This window comes from Arthrobacter sp. UYP4, assembly GCF_057291175.1.
This window is the reverse complement of record NZ_JBXAVU010000003.1, coordinates 353,229-375,063: the sequence shown is the minus strand read 5'-3', so window position 1 is coordinate 375,063 and position 21,835 is coordinate 353,229. Positions and strand designations below refer to the sequence as shown.

Genomic DNA, 21,835 nt, shown 5'->3' with positions numbered 1-21,835 from the left:
ATGCTTCGCCAGTACCTCACGAAAGGCTCCGACCTTCGACGGTTCACAGCCAAAGACCTCGATGACATCGCGAACCTCATCAACGACCGTCCCCGACAGGTTCTGAAATGGGCCAGTTCCAACGACCTCTACCAAACCCACTTCACCTCCAACCAGTCCGCGATACCCTCAGAATCTCAGGTGGTGCATTGACCGGTTGAGGTCGCCTTAGATTTCTGAGACGCGAGTTTGAGGGATGCTGGTCGATGGCGTCGAGTTTCGAAGACGCCCAATGGTCGTGTCAGTGATGGATTCAGGCTGCGGTAATGACGAGGGTGGTGCTGTGCCCACCGAACCCGAAGGCGTTGGTCATTGCAGCTTGTGCCCCAGTAAATGTGGTGGTGGCCGAGCTGATGTTCAGGTCTATGGCCGGGTCTGGGTCCTCGAGGTTGAGCGTGCCCGGTAGCTGTCCGGTGCGGATAGCTTGAAGGGTCACGATGGCGCCGAGTGAGCCGGCTCCACCGAGAAGGTGGCCGGTCATGGATTTACTCGATGTGACGGGCACGGTATTGCCGAGGAGGGAGGTGATGGCGCCGGCTTCGAGGAGGTCGCCAAGCGGTGTGGAGGTGGCGTGCGCATGGACGAAGTCGACGTCTGCAGGTGAGATACCGGCCGCTGTAAGGGCTTTGTGCATGGCACGGTACTGCACTGCCTGATCAGCTGCGACGATGTCTCCGGCGTCGGAGGTCACGGCGGTACCGGCGATCCGGCCAAGGATCTCGGCACCACGTTCCCGGGCAATGTCCTCCCGCTCGAGGACGATGATCCCGGCGCCTTCGGCAATGACGAAACCGTTGCGGTTCCGGTCGAACGGTCGGGACGCTCCCGCCGGATCCTCATTGCTTGTGGACAGGGCACGGAGTTGAGCGAAACCACTGATCGCCAGCTCGTTCACGCATGCGTCGACCCCGCCGGCAACGACGACGTCGACCGCGCCGGACGTGATCATCTCGGCACCCTGCGCGATTGCTTCGGCTCCTGAAGCGCAAGCGCTGACCGGGGTACGGGCACCTCCCTGTGCCCCGAGGTCGATCGATATCCAGGCGGAGGGACCGTTGACCATCATTTGCGTCAAGGTGTGCGGGGACACCCGGCGTGGACCACCCGCGTCCAGGGCGCGGACCTGAGAGACGACGGTACCCAGGCCCCCGTAGCCGGAGCCGATGACAACCGCGAGCCGGTCAGGATCAACCGATGGCCGCCCTGCCTGCCCCCAAGCTTCCCTGGCGGCTAGCACAGCCAAGTGACCGCAACGGTCCATCCTCCGGTATTCCCGTGTCGACAGCACAGCAGCGGGATCGATCTTCACACGCCCGGCTACGCGCACTGGCAGGTCTTGCGCCCACGATTCATCCACATGAGCTATACCTGACCGGCCGGCCAGGAGACTGTCCCATGTCTGAGCAACCGAACCCCCAACAGGAGTCATGGCACCCATCCCGGTCACCACGACTCCGACACCACCAAGAACCACAGCGAATCCATTCCTCGACCATCCCGATGAGACTCCACTCTCCCAGCAACACTGCGCCGTCCGCACCTTGTGCGCCCTTGGTCCTGAGCGTGGTCCCACTTCGGTCCGGTCTGGAACTGGCTATCCGGAACAGGGCGCCCACACAATCGGGAGGGGCAATCAAGCACGTTTTCCCGGTCCCCCGCAGCTTTCTAATGCGTAGGTTTGTTGGCGTACGCAGCCCTTTTTGCCGGTGAGCGGCCGGGCGCACCGTAGGTAAGCGTGAGAGGTCTTTCTAGGAGGGAACGTGCGGGGAGGCAGGTAGCGACATGGACGAGATGGATGACGAGCAGAGCCAATACGCACAGACCTTCGAGGCTATGCAACGCATCGGGGTTTCCATCGAGGAGCTCTGGATTTACTACCTGAATATGGGTGGAAGCATCGATGAGTACGAGGTCAACGCGTATCTCAACGGAGTGACGCGCCTTCCTAGGATCGATCGGGACATGATCTCCCAATCCGTCAACGAGATGCAGGACGACATCTGCCGCGCACCACGTGCCCCCTTCAGTTCCACTCCGGGGAACATGTTCGACGACGCTCGCATCCAGTCCCTCCCAGACATTCCTGTTAACGTGGGTCGAGAAACTCTTGGGGATACCGGCGGTGTCCGGGCGATCGACGACGATAATCGGAGTGTGGTGAGAAAAGGCTCAGGAGGTGTAGAGGATAAGAGTCGGCTCGATGAGCCGGACTATTCCACGGTCGCTACCACGGCGCAGGAACCTTGTCTGTCGATCGTGTATGCCAGCACTGCTACGCGATCGTTCACCAGTGAGGACCTTTCTGCCCTCCTCACTCAGAGCCGTCGTACGAACAATCGGCTGCAGCTGACGGGGTTGCTGCTGTATCGGCAGGGCCGGTTTCTTCAGGTGCTCGAAGGCCCGGAAGCCTCGGTCCGCGACCGGATTACGACCATCACCGCTGACCTCCGCCACAAGGACTTGCGGATCCTCATCGAGGAAACGAGGCAGCAACGGCAGTTCCCGGACTGGACCATGGGATACGAGCCCATCAGCTCCACGATGCCGGAGGAAGTGCCAGGGTACGAGCGTCCCTTCGAGGAGCAGGAAGACGATATGAACCCCGACGAAACGGTCCGCGTCTTACGGGACCTCGTCCACTGGTTCCAGGAACGGGCGATACCTCTTCGATGACACAACCTGAAGGGCTCCAAAACGGTCTCTTGCGGTGAAGAGTAACCAAGGCCCATTGACGTCTGGCTTATGACCGCCGGGAAGAGAGCGCTACTGGTGCTGGGCGCATGCACTGGATCCATGACGCCGAACGTATCCGCCACATGTTTTGTCTTACTTCACTACATGCCCTGCGCCGCAATGGCAGTGGTTCTCGACCAGTTGGAGCGTCTTGCAAAGCTTTAGGTCTCTCAGACCTCCCGCGCGGTAGCAGGCCCTCCCCAACCGTCCTCTTTGAGCGTGGTCACCGAGGCTTAGTGTGGCATCGTCAGTCCGGGCAGAATCAAACCATGACTTCAGAACCTTCATTGGGATACGCAACAGCTTCCGATGGGACGCTACTGGCGTTTAGCTCGACCGGTAGCGGGGAAGCTCTGCTCCTAATCAGCGGTCAGGCGGTCGATTCGAGCTCCTGGGACGCCTTGGTACCCGCACTGAGCAACCAATTTCACGTCATCACCTTTGACCATCGAGGAACAGGACGTAGTGACGCTGGCCCCGACGAGGGCTACTCGACTGTGTCCTTTGCCCGCGACGCTGTAGCCGTACTCGATACCGCCGGCGTTGACCGGGCCCACGTGTACGGGCATTCCATGGGCGGACGGGTCGCCCAATGGGTTGCGATCAATCACGCATCCCGCGTCGGTGCTCTTGTACTCGGCGCCACCACGGCAGGAGACGCGCGTGGGACACGCAGGTCCGCGCAGGCCAGCGAGGACCTGGCCAGCGGTGATCCGGACAGAATCGCAGCCCTGTTCTTTGCGAGCGGCGAACGCCGCGCTGACGCTGGCGCGTTCTTCCATCAGACAGCGTCCCGCCACGCACGCCGACTTCACCTCGCAGCCAGCCGCGCTCACGACGCCTGGGACCAGCTCGTACACATCACGGCGCCGACACTCGTTCTCCACGGTTCCGATGATCAAATGACCCCGCCTGCCAATGCGGAACGCCTGGCCGCAACAATTCCCAAAGCAGAACTGGAAATTCTTGATGGAGCCCGCCACGGCTACTACCTTGAAGACCCCCGGGCAACCGAACTCGTCACCAGCTTCCTCAAGCGCCATACCTACGCAAGCGCTGCTACTTGATCCCCTGAAAATTTCGTACGGGTACGCCGATCGGACCATCGAATCAGTCGGTCAGAGCATCATTGGGCAGATCTAGGCTGCTCAATGAGGCTGTATCGCGCCTGTGCGAGGAGAAGCGGCAGGACACGAGCAAGGGGCTGGCACCCCCCAACAGTGCCAGCCCGCTGCAGTCATATTTTATCGGAGTCAGCCTTCTACGGCCGCGATCTCGTTGGGAGTGCCCGGGCTCGTCCGAGGACGTGATGTTACCGGTGGCGATATCAACGGCGTAGAGTTTTTTGGCCGCGGGGTCGGTGGTGTGGGATGTGCCTCGGCTGTCGATGCCCGTCCGATGAACTAAAGGCGCGATGGCCGCGGTCGTCGCTCCCCGCGGCCATCGCCCATCATCAGGAAGTCGCGGGCTGCTCCTGGTTCATTCATTCACCGGAAGCAGTTTCGCGGTGCTTGCGGTGTCGACGCCCGATCAGGGCATCAATCAGGAGGAAAGCCAGCAGACTGATGCCCAGTAGTGGGGCGAAAGTGCCAACGAGGAAGACGGCTACGGTGCCGATGGGGATGATCCACAGCGGTACGACGTCGAGGACTCCCCGCCGCGGCGGCCGACCGACGTAAGCCGCGGTTCCGGTTCCGGTGCGTGTGCGTGTGCGGGTGGGGCGGCGTCGGATCCACATCAGGTACCCCCAGATGATCATCGCGGCGAGACCGATCGCGATGACAGCCAGGACGATCTGGTTGACCAGCCCGAAGAGGACGCCCATGTGCGCGTCAATGCCCCACCGGGCGAGTTTCGCCGCGAACGGGTAGTCGTCGAAGGACGCCTTATCGATCACGTCGAACGAGGAAGGGTCAACGGCGACAGCGTCGACCTGGGTCGGCCAGGACCGGTCGATCTCCGTGACCGTCCAGGCTACGCCGTCGGATGCTGGTGGTTTCACCTCGATGAGCCCGGCGGTGAGGCCTGTGTCCCGCGCCGCACCGAGTGCGCTGTCAAAGCCCGCGGCAGAGACCCCGGAGCCGGCGACGGGGATCTCGGCACCCCCATGGCCCTCGTGCCCCTCCGCCGGGGATATGCCGGTTTCGCCCTCGGCGGTGGGGCCGGCGACGACCTCCTGCCCGTTCCCGCCGTGTTCGACATGCTCCCCTGCAGTGGGGCTGGCGCCAATGGCGGTACCGAGGTCGGTGCTGATGGAGGGTGTGGACCAGCCGATGGCGGACCGTAGTTCGGTGACGTTCGCACCCGAGTAGGCGGACCACGTCAGGCCTGTTGCGGAAAGGAAGAAGAAGCCCAGCGCCAGCCAGATACCGGCAGCAGAATGAAGGGACAGAAGCTTCCGTCGCCCCGTCGCCTGGCGGTCGGGGTAAAGCGATCCGCGGGCCTTGCGGGTCTTCCTGATGCGCTGAACCCACAGAACCAAGCCGGCCAGGGCGATGACGCCCAACCAGGAGGCGGCGAGCTCGCTGTAGAGGCGCCCGACCTCGCCGAGGTGGAGGTTGCGGTGCAGCTGGCCCACCCACGTGTGCACGCCCAGGGATCCGCTGGTCCCGTAGGCGGTGAGGTCACCGGTGACTCGCGCGGTAGCGGGGTCGACAAAGATCGCCCTGGTTTCGGATTCGCCCAGGGTGGGGTCGATGAACATCACCCGTGTGGTTTCCCCGTCTGATCCCGGCCGCACAGCAGCCGGCAGTTCACTTGTTCCCAGGTGGTTCTGGGCTGCCTCGATCTGCTGCTCGAGAAGGACAGCGGGACCCTGGGATGCGGTCAGCTCGTCCGCGTACACGAACTTCTCGACCTGGGGTGTCAGGGCGTAGGCCGCACCGCTGAGCGCTGCGATGAGCAGGAACGGGCCGACGAAGATCGCGGCGTAGAAATGGACGCGCAGAGCAAGCGCTGTCAGCCACGGCCGAGCGGTAGAGGGCGTCGATGATGGTGCTGACGGCGGGGGCGGAGCGTGAACGGATGTAGCTGTCATGGGAGGTGTTCTTTCCTGAAATCCCTGCAGCAGCAGGGTGGATGAAAAGGTGAAAGGTGTCCGGGAGTTCGAGTGCTGACACCGACTGGGCCATCTCGGAGCGGCCGTGTGCACAGAATGAGTGACCTGTGGCTCTGGAGGTCTCGTCTTCAACGCGAAGTATGTGGACCCGTGGCGTCACTGTGAGGGCACCTACTCGACCGGGATGACCAACACCGAGGGCATGGGCGCGGCGCGCATTTGTATGTGATTGAGCCCGTAATGCCCAGTAGTGCACCGACGCAGCAGGAAGTGCCCGTGCTTCAAGGCAGGACTTAAGGCGGCTCGTACCGGAGTCTGTGTTCTAGGCGAAAGAGAAGTGGAGCGCAGGAGGGCCGCGCAGCTTCAGGCGCGTATCGCCCTGCAGCAACTCGTACAGTCCCAACGGGGCGTGCTCATCCGCGGCTCGATACCGCTCATCGGCGACGGGGCACAGCCGGACCAGGCGCACAATATGCGTCACGACCGCATTGATGATGCCGATCAGTGACCACCACAGCTGCTCCCCGCGGCGCACCAAGGCCACAGTCACCACACCAGCGATAAGGTGAGAACTGATCATGCTCGCATCCAGTGCACCGATCAGACCGCCGGACGCCGGTGTCACCGGGGGGATCGAAGCGGTGAGCGCGCCCTCGTGCTGGTGGACGGGCCGCGATGAAGAGTTCGCGGGCATCAGGGCAAAGAACGCGAAGAGAAAATGGAAGATGACCTGGCTGACGCTGACACCCATGAAAACCCGGAGCAGGGATAGCTGCCTTCCAGCGAGCATCACGCACACCAGAGAGCCGAGTGGGAGAGCCAGAAGAATCGCGGGAGTAGGGACCACACCGCCCGCGACAGCGTGCGATGCTCCAGCCAGGAATGTCGCCAAGGCAGCGCACGAGATCCCGCGTGCGAGTCGAGCCGCAGGCGTCACGCCGCTCCTCGTAGACATAACCCTCCCTCCCGCTCATCGTAACCGCCACTACGCGGCGTAGAACCAGGAACCACCGATGCTGCCGTCAGTCGTCACCGGTCGACAAGCGACCTCCACGAGCAGTTGGAGGTGACGCCCGCCGTTCAGGCAGTTCGTGCTCACCGAAGGAACGGATGGCACCAGGATGAGCGACGAGAGGAGGTTAGCGCACTGGCACAAAAATGAACGCATCCGCTACTTGTTCTCTGCTATCTCTCTGCCGACTGTGAGTCGCAGCGGTGGCGTGGTGCTCGACTACTCCGGGCACCGTGTGAAGCGTTGAGCTACCGACAAGTTTGTTGATTAAGGCCTTGCTTGTCCTCGAACCAGAACACCTGTTCACTTACGGAGCGCGCCACGCGTCAAGGCACTATTTTCGATGGCCGAGCATTCTGGTCTCTTAGGTGCTTGGCTGACGATGATTCGGTTGTGAGCAGACGAAGCGGGCAAGGTCTTCCCGCAGGGCCCTGATGCTCGGGTTCTCTTCCACAGCCTTCACCCGCTCGGCTCCGTGAATCTCGGTTAGTAGCTGTCGGCCTTTTGCGGTGAGTGACACCCTGATGTCGCGTTGATCGGAACGTGTGGTAGCCCGAAGGAGGTAGCCGCGGCGTTCAAGGGAGCGGATCGTTCTGCCGAGGGTTTGTGCGCTAACGCGGATTGCTTTTGCGAGTTGCGCTTGGCTTGCTGAGCCGGAGTGTTGCACTGCCTGCAGGGCGACTAGACCTGCTGGTGTCAGATGGAACTTCTTCAGACGCGAGGACAGCTCGTTCTCCCATAGGCGTGCGGCCGTCACGAGGAGCCTGCTCGTGCTCCACCCCTCACCGGCCGAAGTAGTTAGCATTGCGTCGTCCGGGGTGCGGCGTATCGATGAAGTCTTCACGGTCAGTTTCACGGTCAGTTTCACGGTCAGGGGTAGTGGGGATATGGCGGGTAGGTGTAGCCCGCGCCCCAGAAAGGTCCGAGCCCGTAGTAGCCGTAGAGGTTTTCGTAGTACCAGTCGTCAGTGAGTTCAGGGTCATAGGCTGGGCTTCCCGCGATCCGGGTCCGGTCCTGGTTGATGTGGATCTCGTGATCGTCGATCCGGACGATCGTGTCCACGGGAAGCAGAATGGTCTGCTGTCCGATACCAAGGAAGCCACCTTGCTTGATCTGCAGGAAGCGGACTTTCTGGTCGGCCTCGTCGATGACGAGGTCCCTGATCGTGCCGAGATCTTCTCCGTGCATATCACGGACAGCGCGATTCCTGACGTCCTCGGCACTGTTAGCCACCGTGCTGGTCGACTCGCTGAGCCGTACCAATCCCCTGCCATGGTTTGAACTGTCATCAACTGCGGTGTCTGTCGTCATGCTGCCATCCTTCCTCGAGGGTCGAATTGTGCCCGGTCTGTCCCAGCGTTCTTGATGTCTGCTTCCCGACGACGAGATAAGCATGCTTAGTAGTCCATCGCAGGAGATGGCTGCAGGTCAAGGGGGAGCGAGGTTCGCACCCCCGGGGCCGGCCAAAGCTACTACTGCCTCATTCCAGCTCTTCAACCTGGGTGGGAGTACCAGTGCGCACCGGCTGGTTCGCTCCATGGGTTTGGATCCGGGTCCCGCTTCGACGGTGGGTCGGAAAATTAGGACCCATCCGTTTGTGAGGGGTCTTCCGAAGGATTAACGTCCTTCAACCCCAACAGAAATGATGGAGGCAGAAACATGAGGAACATCTGGACGAAGTCCCTGGCAATCACCGCGGCTACTGGCGCGATGTTCGCAGGAGGTGCTGGCATCGCCAGCGCCGACACCGGGACGACAACCGATACCCGTGTGGACGAGGTCGCTCAGGTAACCGACAACCGCATCGTTGACAGCGGCAATGTGTCGCTGGAGAACATCCTCAACGATGCCGTCGACATCGACGATGTTGCGAGCAACAATAACGTTCTCAACGGAATCGATGCCGATGTGACGGACAACCTGAACGGCATCTTCAGCGGCAACAACGCCGCTGTCGACGTCACCCCTGACGTGGACAGCAACGTGGATGCCGATACCTCGGCCGACAGCACCACTGACGGTGGACAGGACGACGAGGGACTGCTGGGCGGACTGCTCTAGCGCGACCTCACCACCAGTGGCCCCTACCTCCTCCAGGGTAGGGGCCACACCCATGTCCGCACCCCGACGGGCAGCTCCGCCCATCAGACAGAGGCAAATTCACTGTTCAGTCGCGCGAAGCGAAGGGTGGTCAGCTGACGAGGGTGGCGTAGACGACGTAGTTGTCGTCGAACTCGCCGGTTTCGGGGTCGTAGCCGTCGCAGGTGATCAAGCGCAGTTCAGCGCCTTCGGTGTTCCCGTAGACCTTCTGGGTCGGGAATTCGTTTTTGGGGTACTGCTCGCCGCGGTTGAAGGTAAAGGTCGCGGTGCTTCCGTCCTCGCGTAGCACCTCGATCGTGTCGCCGGTGGTGAGTTGGCGGAGGTCGGCGAAGATGCCAGGGCCGCCGTCGGTGGCGTTGACGTGTCCGAGGAGAACAGCGGGTCCGCGTTCACCGGGTGTTGGCGACTGGTTGTACCAGCTCGCGGGTGCGCCGGGCCCGTCCGGTGGCACTTCCAGCGTCCCGTTGTCCCGCAAACCGGTGCTGAGGAGGTCCGATCGCGCGCCGGTGGAGGGAATGGTAAAGGACACGGGTGCTGAGGCGGGTAGGACAGCCGGCTGCTCTGCTGCGGCCGCGGTCCCGGGAGCGTTCGCATCTGCGAGCTGTGTCGCCGTCGGTGAGACTGAAGGAGTCGGTGTTCCTGACGGCGTGCCTGTTGATTGCTGTGTTTGGGTGGGTGCAGAGGAGGCGCCGGAACTGGTACCGGTGTCCGTCCCCGTTGTGGTTGAGCAGCCGGTGAGGAGTAACAAAGCGACCGCCGCAGACATCAGGTGATATCTGCGGCGGTCGCTGGGTGAGTTGATCATGGGTGTGTTCCGTGGTCCGATCAGCTCGTCGTGCTGGGGTGCTGGGGTGCTGTTATTGGTTACACGTTGGCTGCTGCGCGGCGGCGGACGGCGTAGGTTCCGCCGGCTGCTGCTGCGAGGACGAGTCCGCCGCCGAGGGCAATCATGCCGGTGTTCGTGCCGGTCTCCTGGGCGACACCGGTGTCAGCTCCACCGTTGGGCATGGCGCCCATCTGGGATGCGACGAGCGTGCCGCACAGTGCCGGTGAGGTTGCGCCGAGCGGAAGCTCGGGCTTCAGGTCACTGGGGGAGTTGAAGACATCCTCGGAGACGCCGGCGGTGGCGGGGTCCAGACCGTGGACGACGACGACGGCCGTCCCGGACTCGAGGGAGGCCTTGGTGGCGGCGTCGAGGGGGATCTCGCGCTGAATGGTGTAGCTGCCGCCCTGGCCGCCGAGCTCAAGGTTGAGGCCCTCGGCCGGGGTCGTCGCGCCGCTGGTGGTCAGGGTGGTCTGGATGTCCCCGTAGAGGCTGGCTGCTTCGGAGGTGTTCACGATGCCGTCGCCGTTGGCGTCGTTCGCGGGAGTCGGGCAGGCGCCCTGCGCTCCACCGTGGATGTGCTGGACGTGCGGGTAGGGGCCGTCCATGAAGGTCTGGGCGAGGCCGTTGACCTGCAGGTTCACCATCGCCGTGTCACCGGTGACATCCACGGTGATGGTGCCGGTGCCCGTGGTGCCATTGAGCTGCCCCAGGGTGGATGAGTACGAGGCGTCCGCGGCCATCGCGGAACCGCCCGAGAGCGCCAGGGCGCCGAGAGCGAGGGTGGGTACAGCCAGAAGTCGCATGGTCTTGTTCATCAGAATCAGGATCCTTCACTGTGCGGATGAGACGCGCCCAGTACGGGCGCGCGTTAACTGTGGTTCGGAGCACTTCTGCGCGCGGATGGGACATTCCCCCAGCAAGCCATCCGCACAACAACCAGCCTGCTTATTACTAGGCGGCTTACCTACTCTAAGCAGCGGATGCGTGGTACCGGAAGTGTATGGAGTGAAAGAAGTGAAACCGTGATACTTCAGGGCGAGGGGCAGAGTTGCTCAGAAGGTAGTCGCCCTGCTTGATAGCTTCTTATAGCGGGTGCCCGGGAAGTTTTCAGGTAAGGGTGGCTAGGATGGGTCATCTTCATGTGCGAGTGAGGAATGGCCGGGTGATAGTGACACCTGGGTGCAAGGCGAAGGGCACGAGCGGTTTTTGCCGCTCGTGCCCTTCGTGCTTCCCGTTCGGATGCGTTTCCAGCGATCCGCTCCGCCCAGACGTGCCGCACGGAATCCTTGATTTCGGTGCCCCTGGGTAATGGATCACCATGCTCATGCCCGTCCGTTTTTGGGTGCCCGGTTCCTGCGGTGTTCTTATGAGCAGGTCGTTCGTTCCACGGTGATGTTCAGGGGGTGGGCCACGGAGTAGTCCCGGTTGGGTGAGGTGAAGTCTACGGTGATGTTCTCTGCCGTCCCGGTTTCTGCGGCCTCATCGAGGGCTACTTCGACAACGATGTCGATGTGGGAGTCGGGCACGAAGGCGAACCCCTGAATCGGACGGGGTTCCGCCGGGGTTGTAGCGGTTGCCGTCGGGGCTGGCAGGGGAGTCGATCCGGCATCGTGCCCAGCATGGGCGCCGGACTCCTTGGAGGCCGCGCCGTGGTGGTTGTGGCCTTCCTTGTTCGCGGGAGTTACTTCCGCGGAAAGGATACTCATGTCCTTGGGAGATCCGAGTTCAACACCCGTGAACGTGAACGTTTCCAGCGTCGGGTTATGCAGCAGGAGCGTGTACCGCTGAAAGCTATCCGTGGGTTGAACCCCGCACAGGATCGCCCCGTCCTGGGCGAGACCCAACGGATCCTCCCCCCAATCCGATCCCACAGCCACCGAATCCGGCAACTGCCCACTGGCTCCCAGGTCCTTCGCCGCAGATACCTCCGGACCGGCGCTCTGCACGCTCAAAGAGGAGGAGTCAGCGCCGCGGTCGCTGTTCACACCCAAAGGATCCTCATCCGCGATGCTGCACCCAGCACAGGACAGGCTGACGCCGACCAGCACCGCGACTACACGGCTTCCGAGCCGATCCCTCCATCCGTCCATCCGTTGATCCTTCGGCTGGCGCTCTCGTTGGTGCTGCATCTGCCTGACCCTCTCTTCGCTGATCCTCCCCGTCTTATACGACCCATTACCCCGCAGGACCGCACAAAGTTCCTTCGTTGACCATCAGTCACCGGACGGGCCCGACGACGGCGTCCTGACCAATGGCCCTCCTGGTCGCGAAAGGGTGAGACCTGTAGGAAGTACGACCCACTCATATCAGGCCAGGTCAAAGGTCCGGTATCGGTGCGATATTGCACGTAGGCTGGCGAAGTCGCTGCCGCTGCTGCACTTCATGAATTGCCGTAGCGGCCGGGACAGGTCTCAGGACCTCCGGCCGACGCAGGCCAGCACTTGTGGCTGTGAGCGAAGTCTGGCCGGTTACACCATCACTTGCACGTCACACTGGGAGAACATTCATGACCACGTCCACCACGCCCCACGCGGGCGCACGCACCAATGTCCAGAAAGCAGCCCTCGCCGTTGGCGCGGTCTTCCTGCTCGTCGGAATCCTCGGCTTCATCCCCGGCATCACCTCGGACTACAGCACGATGATGTTCGCCGGCCACCAGTCGGAGGCGAAGCTCCTCGGCCTGTTCCAGGTCTCGATCCTGCACAACATCGTCCACCTGCTCTTCGGCGTGGCCGGGATCGCGATGGCCCGCACCATCAGCGGCGCCCGCTCCTACCTGCTGTACGGCGGCATCATCTACCTTGTGCTGTGGATCTACGGCCTGGTCATCGACCAGAACTCCGCCGGCAACTTCGTACCCCTTAACGGCGCGGACAACTGGCTGCACTTCCTCCTGGGCGTCGGCATGATCGCCCTGGCCCTGCTGCTCACCCGCAACACCCGCAACACCGCAGCCCGAGCCTGACCACAGCAAAGCCACGACGCAGTCGTATTCAGCACAGGAGGCCCTGGGACCAACGTCTCGGGGCCTTCTTCATGTACCACGTGGTGGAATCAGTCGGCGAGATCGTGTTCGGTGATGGTCACGAGGTCGCGGAAGGAGCGTTCGTCGGCTAGTGAGAGAACGCCTGGTCATAGCGCCCTAAACGGGAGGCATCTGAGGCTGTTCAACACCCGGGCTCCATCGGACTCGGAGCACCAGAAACGAACGTATCCGCTACATGTACTCTCATACCTCTTCACGGACGGTTAATCGCAGCGGGGGCGACCCGTTGGGGCGTTCTGCAAAGCTCTACTTTTCTGAGACAGGTTCTGCAGCGGTCAACCTGACGTCTTCGAGGACGGCGAGGACTTCAATTTCGATGAGGGCTCCGGGCGCGAGTTCCGCACCGACGGTGATTCTGGCTGGGTAGGGCTTGGGCACGATGTCGGCGTAGGCGGCGTCGAAGGCGTCGAAGTTGTCGTCCGAGGAAAGGTAGACACGGGATGTCAGGACGTCGTCCCACGTGCCGCCGGCTTCCGCCATGGGGATTAAGGTGCTCGGTCGCTTGGCCGAGGATCTACGCGGTCAGTTCCCGCACATGAAAGGGTTCTCTCGCAGGAATCTCTACTACATGCGTGCGTTGGCTGACGCGTGGCAGGGGAGCGAGGCATTTGTGCAGACACTGTCTGCACAAATCAGTTGGAGCCATAACGTCACGTTGCTGGAGCAGCTTAATGATCAGGGCCTGCGCGAGTGGTATGCAGCCCGCAGTGTCCGCCACGGGTGGTCGCTGGCCGTCCTTGAACACCAGATCGCTTCCAAACTCCATGAGCGGGAAGGGTCAGCTCCAAACAACCTGGAAGCTCGGTTGCCCGAAGAAGGAACCGGGTTAGCTCGCGAAGTAGCCAAAGATCCCCTCGTCCTGGACTTCCTCGGCCTCAGTCCCGAGGCGGATGAGGCTGCCATCGAGGAAGCCATGTCATCACGCATGACACAGACCCTCATGGAATTCGGTGCTGGCTTCGCATTCGTCGGCCGCCAGGTTCATCTCGAGGTCGGAGGGGATGACTTTTACATCGACCTCCTGCTCTATCACATCCCCACCGAGCGCTACGTTGTCGTGGAGCTCAAGGCCGGGGAGTTCAAGCCAGAGCACCTCGGACAGCTGAACTTCTACGTCTCAGTGGTCAACGACAAGATCAGGCTGCCTCGACAGCGGCCCACCGTTGGAATCCTCGTATGCGGTGCGAAGAACGAACACACCGTCAGATACGCCCTGGATGCAGCAGCCCAACCTCTCGCGGTCACCTCCTACACATATGAGGCCCTTCCCGAAGCCGAGCAAGAAGCGCTGCCGTCACCCGAAGCCATCGTTACTGCGCTTGAACTCGACTCCGATCGCCCGTAATCGTGCAGACACTGTCTGCACGATTACGCGCGACTAGGTAGCGGAGCGGTGGCTGTGGCGTGAGACTCGAGCGGTGCCGTTACTAGTGAACACGACCTCCACTATCAGTCACCTGATCACAGGGGAGTGTTCGACATCGCCATTCCAGGGATCCACTGAGACCTTCACATGACTACTGGGATTCTGGGTCGAATCGAGATCGACTCGACCATCGCTTCCTCTGACGCGTCGACCACGTACCGCACTGACGCTGCGATGGTTGAGGGCTCCAGGTATCTCTCCGGTTGGTAGGGGACGCCTTCGTGGTCAGCGATTTCCTTCACCAGATCGGTAGCGACGAAACCTGGGTGAATCGAGGTCACCCGTATGCCTTTGTCCCGTTCTTCGATACGGACTGCATCTGCGTAGGCACGCAGGGCGTGCTTGGAAGCAGCGTAGAGGCCATTGCCTGCTGAAGTGAACAGGCCGGCGCCTGAGTTGATGAAGATGACGGTGCCGCGGGTTTCGCGTAGCGATGGGATGAGGAGTCGGGTCAATTCCGTGACTGCGAAAAGGTTGAGCTCGAAGAGGTCCTGCCACTGTTCCTTGTGCAGCGTGTCCACTCCGCCTCGTGTGCTGACTCCGGCGGAATGAGCCAGGACGTCGACGGGACCGTCCGCGAGTTCCCGCGCCACGCGGTCGGTGTCATGACGAAGATCGGCGGCGATGAAGCGGGCGTCCTCATACTTGTCGGCGATGTCCTGTAGCAGGTGTTCGTCCCGGCCCAGGAGAGTAAGTCGATGTGTTGTTCCGAGGTTCTCAGCGATGGCACGGCCGATGCCGCGTGTCGCGCCTGTGATGACGGCGTGCGGTTTGAGGCGAGGCATGGTGGGTCCCACTTCTTTGTCTAGAGGATCTGGTTGAGGAAGGTGCGAAGGCGTGGTGATTGGGGGCGGTCGAAGAGGTCCTCGGGAGTGCCGTGTTCAATGACACGGCCCTGGTCCATGAAGACGACCTGGTCGGCCACTTCGCGTGCGAAGCCCATCTCGTGGGTGACGACGACCATCGTCATGCCGGCATGGGCGAGTCCTGCCATGACGGTGAGAACACCTTTGACCAGTTCTGGGTCGAGAGCCGATGTTGCCTCGTCGAACAGCATGACTTCCGGTTCCATGGCCAGGGCACGGGCGATGGCCACGCGTTGCTTCTGACCTCCCGAGAGCGAGTCCGGCCTGAACTCGGCTTTCTCCTCGAGCCCGACGAGAGCGAGTGATTCTCTCGCTTTTGTCTCGGCTTCGGTTTTGCTGAGCCCTTTCACATCGCGCAACGGCATGACGATGTTGCCGAGGACCGTCTTGTGCGGGAAAAGGTTGAAGTGCTGGAACACCATACCGATGCGGCGGCGTAGGTCGTCATCTTTCAGGGTAGCGGTGTCGACTGCTCCTAGCTGGATGCTGCCTTCGTAGGGCCGCTCGAGCCTGTTGATGGTGCGGAGCAGGGTCGATTTGCCGGAGCCGGAGGGTCCGATGACGCAGGTTGTCTTTCCTTTGGGGATGGTGAGGTCGACGCCGTGGAGGACTTTGTGGTTGCCGAACTTGACCTTGATGTTGCTGAGGTCCACTCCTGCTGTGTGGACTTCGAGGTGGGAGATGGTGCTCATGTCAGCTTCCGTTCCGGGCGTCGAGGGTTACGGGGTCGAGGGGAGCGGGGGTGTCGTCGATTTCGGGGGCGGCCTGGACGGCTTTGCCTTTTTTCAGGCGGCGGTCGATGGAGTCGACGAGCATGGTGAGGGGGATGGTGATGACCAGGTAGAACAGGCCGGTGACGACCAGTGGCGCCATGTTCCCTGTGGTGATGGCTTCGTCCTGCCCGACGCGGAACAGTTCGCGCTGGGTAGCGAGGAGGCCGAGGAAGTAGACCAGCGAGGAGTCCTTGATGGTCGCGATGAACTGGTTGACCAGGGCGGGCAGGACCCGGCGGATGCCTTGGGGGATGACGACCTTGGTCATGGCTCGTGAGTGGCTCATGCCCAGCGCTCGGGCTGCTTCGAATTGGCCGGTGTCAATGCTCTGGATGCCGGAGCGGAAGATTTCGGCGATGTATGCGCCGGCGATGAGGCCGAGGGCGAGGATGCCGAGGGGGTAGGGGTTGTTGCCCCAGAGGAGCAGGCCGAGGGGTGCGAAGCCCTGCCCGATGACGAGGATGGTCAGGACGGCGGGCAGTCCTCGGAACACGTTGACGTAGGCCTTGGCGATCGCGCGGAGCCAGGAGCGCCGTGACAGGCACATGAGTGCTACGGCCAGGCCGATGACGATGCCGAGGATGGAGGCGAAGAACGCGAGGGTGAGGGTGTTCCAGAGCGCGTATTGAAGCATGGTTGGCAGGATGCCGATCATTGCTTCCCAGTCGAAGAATGTTCGCCAGAGGCGGTCGATGATGTCCATTGCTACCTTCTCGTTGGGGCTTGGAGCTGCCGGCTCCGCAGACGGTCGGTGGAGCCGGCAGCTGAAGTGGGGTCAGGTGTGGAATCAGCTCTGTTCGAACATTTCGGGGATGGGCTGGTCGGGGAACCACTGCTTGTAGAGGGCTTCCCATTCGCCGGAGTCGACGAGTTCCTGCAGGCCTTCGTTCATCATGGTGGTCATCTCTTCGTTGCCCTTGGTGATCACCGCGCCGACGGGCCAGTCCGTCACGGGTTGCTTGGAGAGCACGGTGATGCCTTCTTCGGGGTTCTTTTCCATGAAGTCCTGCACTGGTGGGAGGTCGCCGAAGTATCCGTCGATGGTGCCGACGGACAGGGCCTGCATGACGCTGTTGAGGTCGGGGAAGGCGACGGCTTCGGCGTCGGGGTACTGGTCGGTGGTGTAGCCCTCGTAGATGGATCCTTTGAGGAATCCGACGCGCTTGTCGCTGAGGCCCTCCGGGTCGGTGATGCCGGTGCGTTCCGTTGTCGTGATGGAGGCGAAGCCGATGTAGTACGGGTCGCTGAAGTCGACGGTCTCGAGTCGGGCGGGGGTGATCGAGATCGAGTTCACGCCGAGGTCGGCCTGCTGGTTCTCGACCGTGGAGAGGATGTTGCTGAAGTCCATGGTCACGTACTCGGTGGTGTAGCCGTTGGCCTCGGCGATGGCGTTGACCACGTCGACGTCGAAGCCCTGCTGTTCGCCGCCCTCGACGAATGAGTTCGGCTTGGAGTCTCCTGTTGTGGCGACCCTGATGACGCCGGGGGTGATGGTCGCACCGTCGTGGGCGAACGTCTCGGCTGAGCTTGCGGCACCGGAGCCTCCGCATCCGGTGGTGAGGAGCGTGATTGCGGCGGCGACTGTGGTCAAACGCGCGAGTCGGGTCGTGGTGTTCATGCGTACTCCTTGGTGAGGTTTTCGATGCTGCTGGACATGCTCTCGAAGCGGTTGGGGTCGACGAAGGCCGCATCGAGATAGGGGGCTTCGCCGGTGGCGAGTTGGGCGAGCAGTTCGCCGATGCCGGTCGCGTGTTTGAAGCCGTGGCCGCTGCAGCCGCCGCCGATGAGCAGGCGTGGGTCGTTATCGGGTCGTCCGATGAGGAATTGACCGTCGGGGGACATGGTCACCATGCAGGGCCGTGACTGGACCGGCGTGGGGTTGAGCCCCGGAAACAGGGTGGAGATGGCGTCGGAGAGAACTCCCCAGTCGCGGGCGGGGTTGATGCCTCGGTCGCATTCGTCGGGGTCGGTCGCGTCGAACGCCCCGTTGTCGAGTCCCAGGCCGATCTTGACCGGTTCGCCGAGGGCGCTACCGTGACCCCAGATGCTCACGCCTGGCTTGACGCGCCGCATGAAGGCCGGGAAGTTCTCGAGCATGAACTCTGGGTCGTTCGGGCCCTTCTTGGACTCGAACCACTGCATGGGGGTACGCCATGCTTCTACAGGCAGACCGGGCACCAGTTTGCCGAGCCACGCACCTGCCGTCACGACGACCTGCCGCGCCGTCCAGGTGCGGCCGGCCACGGTGACCGCTACGCCGTTGTCGAGCAGTTCGATGTCGGTGACCCTCGCATCGAAGAACGCCTGGGCGCCAGCTGCAACGGCGGCGTCGTTAGCAGCCCTGACACCGGCATCGGGATCGACGATGCCGGCCTCCGGATCCCACGCGCCGATCTCGGTCGGGCTCATCGTCACATAGCCCGGGAACCGGCTTTGGACTTCCTCGCGGGTCAACTGCTCAACCGCCACGCCTGATTCGGCACCGGCCCGGAGGGTTCCGGCGACCATGTCGCTGGTCGGCTCTCCGACACTCAGGGCGCCCGTCTCGAACAGCAGAGGTTCCCCGGAAGCGCTCTCGAGCTCCTTCCACAGGTCACGGGACTTTCGTGCCATATCGACAAGGCCCGGGTGCTCCTGGCAGGCGACCCGGAACAGCCTGGTGTAGCCGTGGGAGGATCCCAAAGCATGGGAATTGCTGTACCGCTCGAAGCCCACACACCGGACCCCTCGCTCCGCAAGGCGCCAGAGGGTGGACGACCCCCATGCCCCCAAGCCGATGACGATCACATCGGTATCGAATGCTTCTATCTGTGTCATGTTGATCCTGGTCTCCCTGCGCATGTGATCGGCCTGCAGTTTTCAATAAAATGAAACTTGCATGCGGATCATCTTTCGGAAGAAAGCACGACAGGGTCAACCCTTTGAGAGAAGCGTTATCAAAACGTGACACGCAACTGTTTCTACTGTGTTTCGGATGTGCTAAGCGGTGGAGTCGTAAGGGTGGTGGTTAGGATGGGCTGAAACGGTCTACTCGCGAGTAGGTGCTGTTCCTCGACTTCGTAAAGGTGCGTCTCATGCCGGTCTTCAATCCCGCCGATATCGGTGCAAGGCTGCGGAAGTATCGCTTGTCGCAAGGAGTGACGATCGCTGACCTGGCGGCTGGAGCAGGTCTGTCCGTTGGATTCATCTCGCTGGTCGAGAACGGCAAGTCGGATCTGACCATCGGTCGGCTGAGCCGGGTGCTCGACTTTTTCTCGCTGAATCTGTCGGACTTCCTAGCGGATGAGCGTGGCGAGGAAGCTATGCAGGCAGACGAGCGGGTTCATCATCATGAAAGCGAGCGGATTCTGACGTCTCCGACCGAGGGAGTGACCTATCGTCTGATCCCGCAGCCACTCGATGGGCAGTTCACGGTCATGGAAGTCACTCTGGATCCCGCTGCCACCCGAAGTGAGGTGTCCTCTCATGAAGGCGACGAATGCATCTACGTCCTCCAGGGCCAGATGCAGTTGAACTACGGCTCGCGAAGTCAGCGCCTCAAAGCCGGCGACACCCAGTACTTCGACGGGCTTCTCCCGCACAGCTTCAGTAACCCGACGAACCGCACGACCAAGTTCCTGGCGGTCATGGGTAAGACAAGAACCAGACGGCCGGAGCTACCCCGACACGTCCCGGCCAACGCGGCCGACGCGGCCGACGCGGCCGACGCGGCCGAATGACCCCAGTCGGAGGAGGCGCACTAATTGCGCCACGACCTGTGGCGCAAAGCTCGGCATGCTATGGCGGTACGGGACCGATGAACGGGCGCCTCGTCAGCATTGGTTGACACAAGGTCAATTATCGGGAAGCTAACTGGAGGGTCGCGTAAATCGGCTTTGGTAGGGAAGCAAGTTCGTGAGCGCGGTTAGAACAGCGGCCAGGGCACCGCCGGCATCTCCCCGCGCGGAGGCGGGAATCGCCCGGTCGCCCTCAGGGCGGCGCAACGAGCAGCGAGCGACGCGATCTCCTCAGCGGTGAGCAGGTCCGCGAGCTCACGACCGAGCGACCCCTGGAGCCCGTCGCGGACACGATCGATGCCCTCGAGCTCCTCGGCGGTCAATGTGTCTCCCACCCACCCCCACAGCACCGTGCGCAGCTTGTGGTCTTGATGGAGGGTGAGCCCGTGGTCCACGCCGTACCGGTGCCCGTCGCCCATCGCGAGGATGTGGTCGCCCTTGCGGTCGGCGTTGTTGGCGAGAACGTCGAATACCGCCATCCGCCGCAGTGCCGGGGTGTCCTCGTGGACGAGGGCAACGATGCGGCCCTTCTCGTCCTGACCCTCGAGGACCTGCTTCCAGCCCGTCTCCGGCACGTCATCGGCCGCGACGAGGTCCACCGCGTCCTGGTCGGGATCCGTCTCCTGCCAGAGCTGCACCATGCCCTCGCCGAACGGGCCGTCGCGCAGCCACGTGCGCGGCACGATGTTCCAGCCGAACGCCTCCGACACGAGATAGGCGGCGACTTCACGATGGGCCAGGCAACCGTCGGGGAAGTCCCACAGCGGTTTCTCGCCCTTGATCGGCTTGTACACGACCGCCGTGTCGCCGATGCTGCCCAGGAACGTGGCGTTCGACGCCGTCGTGATCCGGCCTGTGAGCGTCAGCTCGGCGGTCACCAGGTCGGGCGCCGGCATCAGGCCTCGGGGAGGGTGCAGATGTGCCCTTCGGCGTCGATCGGGTAGCCGCAGAGTTCGCAGATCGGACGCCCTGCGCCCACCACCTCGCGGGCCCGCTTGGCGAAGGCGCGGGCGGTGCCGACCGGCATCCGCACCCGCAGCATCTCGGCCGCGTCGACGTCGTCGTCCTCGAGCAGCGCCTCGTCGTCGTCGGCATCGGAGAGCGGGTACGCCTCGATGACGATCTGCGCCGTCGTCGGGTCCCACCCCAGGCTCATGACACCGGTGCGGAACTGCTCCTCGACGGTCTCGAGCTGGTCGTTGTCGACGAGCTCGATGGGAGTGCTCGTGGGAATGCTGAAAGGGTTGCCGTCGAGGACGATGAGCTGGTCGAGGACCTCGTCGATCTTCTCGGCGAGCTGGGCCGACTGCTGCTTCTCCATCGCGATACTCACGATCTGCTTCCCCGTGCGCACCTGCAGGTAGAACGTGCGCTGTCCCGGAACGCCGATGGTGCCGATGACCACCCGGTCTGGCCACTCGAACTCGTGAACGGTTGTAGGCATAGGACTACCTTAGGCTCCTGCGGTCGGGGGAGGCGTGTGCCCTGCGCCACCGCCCACCGGCGCATCACCGGAGGGGGCGGTGGCCGACAGCCACGACAGGTCCCCGGCGTCGGTGTTGGTGGCGAGGACGGTCGGTCGGCTGGTGCCGTACTGCACGATCGAGACGGAGGCCGGGCCCACGTGGATGCGCTGGAACAGGTCGAGGTGCGTGCCGAGCGCGTCGGCGAGGACCGACTTGATGATGTCGCCGTGGCTCACCGCCACCCACACGGCACCCGGCCCGAACTCCGCCTCGAAGGCAGCGTCATGGCGGCGGATCGCCGCCACCGACCGGGCCTGCATCGCGGCCATGGACTCGCCGCCGGGGAACGTGACGGCGGACGGCTGCGACTGCACCACCGGCCACAGCGCCTCGGTCGCGAGGTCGGCGAGCATGCGGCCCTGCCACTGGCCGTAGTCGCACTCGGTGATCCCGGCGTCGACCGGTGCGTGCGGGGTGCCCGTCTGCCGGTCGAGGATGAACTGGGCGGTCTGCCGGCACCGCTCGAGGGGACTGGACACCACCCCGACGACGGGCACGGCCGCGAGCCGCGTACCCGTCGCGGCCGCCTGGTCGCGGCCGATCTCGTCGAGGCTGACGCCGTCGGCCCGCCCGGCCAGCAGTCCGGACGCGTTTGCTGTGGTGCGGCCGTGCCGCACGAGGAGAACCGTGGCCATCCACCCAGCCTAACCATCC

The 21,835-nt window shown here is 62.9% G+C and carries 23 protein-coding genes and 1 pseudogene; 7 read left to right on the top strand and 17 right to left on the bottom strand.

Annotated features, from left to right (window positions below; all coding sequences use genetic code 11):
- Window positions 1-192 (top strand): annotated as a pseudogene (locus AC0Z9V_RS13970) (IS30 family transposase); the annotation flags it as partial.
- Window positions 193-292: 100 nt separating this feature from the next.
- Here the strand turns inward: AC0Z9V_RS13970 and AC0Z9V_RS13965 are convergent.
- Complete coding sequence (locus AC0Z9V_RS13965) at window positions 293-1,486, bottom strand: beta-ketoacyl-[acyl-carrier-protein] synthase family protein (protein ID WP_485141884.1); 1,194 nt, start codon at window positions 1,484-1,486, stop codon at window positions 293-295.
- A 335-nt stretch (window positions 1,487-1,821) separates the two neighbouring features.
- Here AC0Z9V_RS13965 and AC0Z9V_RS13960 point away from each other — a divergent pair, with 335 nt between their 5' ends.
- Both AC0Z9V_RS13960 and AC0Z9V_RS13955 read left to right on the top strand, forming a co-directional pair.
- The gene (locus AC0Z9V_RS13960; protein ID WP_485141871.1) at window positions 1,822-2,712 is read left to right on the top strand and encodes a BLUF domain-containing protein; all 891 of its coding nucleotides are present in this window, start codon (window positions 1,822-1,824) and stop codon (window positions 2,710-2,712) included.
- A gap of 329 nt (window positions 2,713-3,041) precedes the next feature.
- A complete protein-coding gene (locus tag AC0Z9V_RS13955) occupies window positions 3,042-3,839 on the top strand; it encodes an alpha/beta fold hydrolase (RefSeq protein ID WP_485141870.1) in 798 nt (265 codons plus the stop codon).
- A gap of 416 nt (window positions 3,840-4,255) precedes the next feature.
- Here the strand turns inward: AC0Z9V_RS13955 and AC0Z9V_RS13950 are convergent, their stop codons facing one another.
- The 4 genes from AC0Z9V_RS13950 to AC0Z9V_RS13935 all read right to left on the bottom strand — a co-directional run bounded on the left by AC0Z9V_RS13950 (window position 4,256) and on the right by AC0Z9V_RS13935 (window position 8,153).
- Complete coding sequence (locus tag AC0Z9V_RS13950) at window positions 4,256-5,809, bottom strand: PepSY-associated TM helix domain-containing protein (RefSeq protein ID WP_485141869.1); 1,554 nt, start codon at window positions 5,807-5,809, stop codon at window positions 4,256-4,258.
- 343 nt (window positions 5,810-6,152) lie between these two features.
- Window positions 6,153-6,581, bottom strand: coding sequence for a hypothetical protein (locus AC0Z9V_RS13945; RefSeq protein ID WP_485141868.1), 429 nt, complete (start codon window positions 6,579-6,581; stop codon window positions 6,153-6,155).
- A gap of 625 nt (window positions 6,582-7,206) precedes the next feature.
- Window positions 7,207-7,647 (bottom strand): MarR family winged helix-turn-helix transcriptional regulator, encoded by a 441-nt coding sequence (locus tag AC0Z9V_RS13940; RefSeq protein ID WP_485141883.1) that lies wholly within the window; start codon window positions 7,645-7,647, stop codon window positions 7,207-7,209.
- Window positions 7,648-7,712: 65 nt separating this feature from the next.
- Complete coding sequence (locus AC0Z9V_RS13935; RefSeq protein ID WP_485141867.1) at window positions 7,713-8,153, bottom strand: PRC-barrel domain-containing protein; 441 nt, start codon at window positions 8,151-8,153, stop codon at window positions 7,713-7,715.
- Between the two features lie 348 nt (window positions 8,154-8,501).
- On the opposite strand from AC0Z9V_RS13935, the gene AC0Z9V_RS13930 reads away from it, so the two are divergent.
- A complete protein-coding gene (locus tag AC0Z9V_RS13930; protein ID WP_485141866.1) occupies window positions 8,502-8,903 on the top strand; it encodes a hypothetical protein in 402 nt (133 codons plus the stop codon).
- A 130-nt stretch (window positions 8,904-9,033) separates the two neighbouring features.
- Here the strand turns inward: AC0Z9V_RS13930 and AC0Z9V_RS13925 are convergent, their stop codons facing one another.
- The 3 genes from AC0Z9V_RS13925 to AC0Z9V_RS13915 all read right to left on the bottom strand — a co-directional run bounded on the left by AC0Z9V_RS13925 (window position 9,034) and on the right by AC0Z9V_RS13915 (window position 11,858).
- Window positions 9,034-9,747: a class F sortase gene (locus AC0Z9V_RS13925; protein ID WP_485141865.1), complete on the bottom strand. Its 714-nt coding sequence runs from the start codon at window positions 9,745-9,747 to the stop codon at window positions 9,034-9,036.
- A gap of 59 nt (window positions 9,748-9,806) precedes the next feature.
- Window positions 9,807-10,583: a hypothetical protein gene (locus tag AC0Z9V_RS13920; RefSeq protein WP_485141864.1), complete on the bottom strand. Its 777-nt coding sequence runs from the start codon at window positions 10,581-10,583 to the stop codon at window positions 9,807-9,809.
- A 549-nt stretch (window positions 10,584-11,132) separates the two neighbouring features.
- Entirely contained in the window at window positions 11,133-11,858 is a 726-nt protein-coding gene (locus AC0Z9V_RS13915; protein WP_485141863.1) for a hypothetical protein, read from the bottom strand.
- 416 nt (window positions 11,859-12,274) lie between these two features.
- Here AC0Z9V_RS13915 and AC0Z9V_RS13910 point away from each other — a divergent pair, with 416 nt between their 5' ends.
- On the top strand, window positions 12,275-12,733 hold the full coding sequence (locus AC0Z9V_RS13910; RefSeq protein ID WP_485141862.1) for a DUF4383 domain-containing protein: 459 nt from the start codon (window positions 12,275-12,277) through the stop codon (window positions 12,731-12,733).
- Window positions 12,734-13,060: 327 nt separating this feature from the next.
- Here AC0Z9V_RS13910 and AC0Z9V_RS13905 read toward each other — a convergent pair whose 3' ends face one another.
- Window positions 13,061-13,294, bottom strand: a complete 234-nt coding sequence (locus AC0Z9V_RS13905; RefSeq protein ID WP_485141861.1) for a RidA family protein — start codon at window positions 13,292-13,294, stop codon at window positions 13,061-13,063.
- On the opposite strand from AC0Z9V_RS13905, the gene AC0Z9V_RS13900 reads away from it, so the two are divergent.
- Window positions 13,293-14,159: a PDDEXK nuclease domain-containing protein gene (locus tag AC0Z9V_RS13900; RefSeq protein WP_485141860.1), complete on the top strand. Its 867-nt coding sequence runs from the start codon at window positions 13,293-13,295 to the stop codon at window positions 14,157-14,159. The genes AC0Z9V_RS13905 and AC0Z9V_RS13900 overlap by 2 nt on opposite strands.
- Before the next feature lie 164 nt (window positions 14,160-14,323).
- Here AC0Z9V_RS13900 and AC0Z9V_RS13895 read toward each other — a convergent pair whose 3' ends face one another.
- The 5 genes from AC0Z9V_RS13895 to solA form a co-directional block, all read right to left on the bottom strand.
- Window positions 14,324-15,025, bottom strand: coding sequence for an SDR family oxidoreductase (locus tag AC0Z9V_RS13895; protein WP_485141859.1), 702 nt, complete (start codon window positions 15,023-15,025; stop codon window positions 14,324-14,326).
- Between the two features lie 20 nt (window positions 15,026-15,045).
- Window positions 15,046-15,798, bottom strand: coding sequence for an amino acid ABC transporter ATP-binding protein (locus AC0Z9V_RS13890; RefSeq protein WP_485141858.1), 753 nt, complete (start codon window positions 15,796-15,798; stop codon window positions 15,046-15,048).
- A gap of 1 nt (window position 15,799) precedes the next feature.
- Entirely contained in the window at window positions 15,800-16,582 is a 783-nt protein-coding gene (locus tag AC0Z9V_RS13885; protein WP_485141857.1) for an amino acid ABC transporter permease, read from the bottom strand.
- A gap of 84 nt (window positions 16,583-16,666) precedes the next feature.
- Complete coding sequence (locus tag AC0Z9V_RS13880; RefSeq protein ID WP_485141856.1) at window positions 16,667-17,497, bottom strand: substrate-binding periplasmic protein; 831 nt, start codon at window positions 17,495-17,497, stop codon at window positions 16,667-16,669.
- A complete protein-coding gene (gene solA / locus AC0Z9V_RS13875) occupies window positions 17,494-18,696 on the bottom strand; it encodes an N-methyl-L-tryptophan oxidase (RefSeq protein WP_485141855.1) in 1,203 nt (400 codons plus the stop codon). Before solA ends, AC0Z9V_RS13880 begins: the two co-directional genes overlap by 4 nt.
- A gap of 257 nt (window positions 18,697-18,953) precedes the next feature.
- Between solA and AC0Z9V_RS13870 the strand changes: the two genes are divergently transcribed.
- Window positions 18,954-19,598, top strand: coding sequence for a cupin domain-containing protein (locus AC0Z9V_RS13870; RefSeq protein WP_485141854.1), 645 nt, complete (start codon window positions 18,954-18,956; stop codon window positions 19,596-19,598).
- Between the two features lie 185 nt (window positions 19,599-19,783).
- Here AC0Z9V_RS13870 and AC0Z9V_RS13865 read toward each other — a convergent pair whose 3' ends face one another.
- Genes AC0Z9V_RS13865 through AC0Z9V_RS13855 form a run of 3 tightly spaced genes read right to left on the bottom strand, consistent with a single transcriptional unit; the run spans window position 19,784 to window position 21,816 of the window.
- A complete protein-coding gene (locus AC0Z9V_RS13865; RefSeq protein WP_485141853.1) occupies window positions 19,784-20,551 on the bottom strand; it encodes an SCO1664 family protein in 768 nt (255 codons plus the stop codon).
- Window positions 20,551-21,099, bottom strand: coding sequence for a DUF3090 domain-containing protein (locus AC0Z9V_RS13860; RefSeq protein ID WP_485141852.1), 549 nt, complete (start codon window positions 21,097-21,099; stop codon window positions 20,551-20,553). Before AC0Z9V_RS13860 ends, AC0Z9V_RS13865 begins: the two co-directional genes overlap by 1 nt.
- 9 nt (window positions 21,100-21,108) lie before the next feature.
- Window positions 21,109-21,816, bottom strand: coding sequence for an MSMEG_4193 family putative phosphomutase (locus tag AC0Z9V_RS13855; RefSeq protein ID WP_485141851.1), 708 nt, complete (start codon window positions 21,814-21,816; stop codon window positions 21,109-21,111).
- Between the last annotated feature and the right edge of the window lie 19 nt (window positions 21,817-21,835).

Bases quoted from the DNA above. Each gene is read 5' to 3' on its own strand.
- AC0Z9V_RS13935 (WP_485141867.1), bottom strand. From the start codon at position 8,153: ATGACGACAGACACCGCAGTTGATGACAGTTCAAACCATGGCAGGGGA.
- AC0Z9V_RS13905 (WP_485141861.1), bottom strand. From the start codon at position 13,294: ATGGCGGAAGCCGGCGGCACGTGGGACGACGTCCTGACATCCCGTGTC.
- AC0Z9V_RS13855 (WP_485141851.1), bottom strand. From the start codon at position 21,816: ATGGCCACGGTTCTCCTCGTGCGGCACGGCCGCACCACAGCAAACGCG.
- AC0Z9V_RS13900 (WP_485141860.1), top strand. From the start codon at position 13,293: ATGGGGATTAAGGTGCTCGGTCGCTTGGCCGAGGATCTACGCGGTCAG.
- AC0Z9V_RS13880 (WP_485141856.1), bottom strand. From the start codon at position 17,497: ATGAACACCACGACCCGACTCGCGCGTTTGACCACAGTCGCCGCCGCA.
- solA (WP_485141855.1), bottom strand. From the start codon at position 18,696: ATGACACAGATAGAAGCATTCGATACCGATGTGATCGTCATCGGCTTG.
- AC0Z9V_RS13925 (WP_485141865.1), bottom strand. From the start codon at position 9,747: ATGATCAACTCACCCAGCGACCGCCGCAGATATCACCTGATGTCTGCG.
- AC0Z9V_RS13920 (WP_485141864.1), bottom strand. From the start codon at position 10,583: ATGAACAAGACCATGCGACTTCTGGCTGTACCCACCCTCGCTCTCGGC.
- AC0Z9V_RS13940 (WP_485141883.1), bottom strand. From the start codon at position 7,647: ATGCTAACTACTTCGGCCGGTGAGGGGTGGAGCACGAGCAGGCTCCTC.
- AC0Z9V_RS13930 (WP_485141866.1), top strand. From the start codon at position 8,502: ATGAGGAACATCTGGACGAAGTCCCTGGCAATCACCGCGGCTACTGGC.
- AC0Z9V_RS13910 (WP_485141862.1), top strand. From the start codon at position 12,275: ATGACCACGTCCACCACGCCCCACGCGGGCGCACGCACCAATGTCCAG.
- AC0Z9V_RS13945 (WP_485141868.1), bottom strand. From the start codon at position 6,581: ATGGGTGTCAGCGTCAGCCAGGTCATCTTCCATTTTCTCTTCGCGTTC.
- AC0Z9V_RS13895 (WP_485141859.1), bottom strand. From the start codon at position 15,025: ATGCCTCGCCTCAAACCGCACGCCGTCATCACAGGCGCGACACGCGGC.
- AC0Z9V_RS13950 (WP_485141869.1), bottom strand. From the start codon at position 5,809: ATGACAGCTACATCCGTTCACGCTCCGCCCCCGCCGTCAGCACCATCA.
- AC0Z9V_RS13860 (WP_485141852.1), bottom strand. From the start codon at position 21,099: ATGCCTACAACCGTTCACGAGTTCGAGTGGCCAGACCGGGTGGTCATC.
- AC0Z9V_RS13915 (WP_485141863.1), bottom strand. From the start codon at position 11,858: ATGGACGGATGGAGGGATCGGCTCGGAAGCCGTGTAGTCGCGGTGCTG.
- AC0Z9V_RS13955 (WP_485141870.1), top strand. From the start codon at position 3,042: ATGACTTCAGAACCTTCATTGGGATACGCAACAGCTTCCGATGGGACG.
- AC0Z9V_RS13865 (WP_485141853.1), bottom strand. From the start codon at position 20,551: ATGCCGGCGCCCGACCTGGTGACCGCCGAGCTGACGCTCACAGGCCGG.
- AC0Z9V_RS13885 (WP_485141857.1), bottom strand. From the start codon at position 16,582: ATGGACATCATCGACCGCCTCTGGCGAACATTCTTCGACTGGGAAGCA.
- AC0Z9V_RS13960 (WP_485141871.1), top strand. From the start codon at position 1,822: ATGGACGAGATGGATGACGAGCAGAGCCAATACGCACAGACCTTCGAG.
- AC0Z9V_RS13870 (WP_485141854.1), top strand. From the start codon at position 18,954: ATGCCGGTCTTCAATCCCGCCGATATCGGTGCAAGGCTGCGGAAGTAT.
- AC0Z9V_RS13890 (WP_485141858.1), bottom strand. From the start codon at position 15,798: ATGAGCACCATCTCCCACCTCGAAGTCCACACAGCAGGAGTGGACCTC.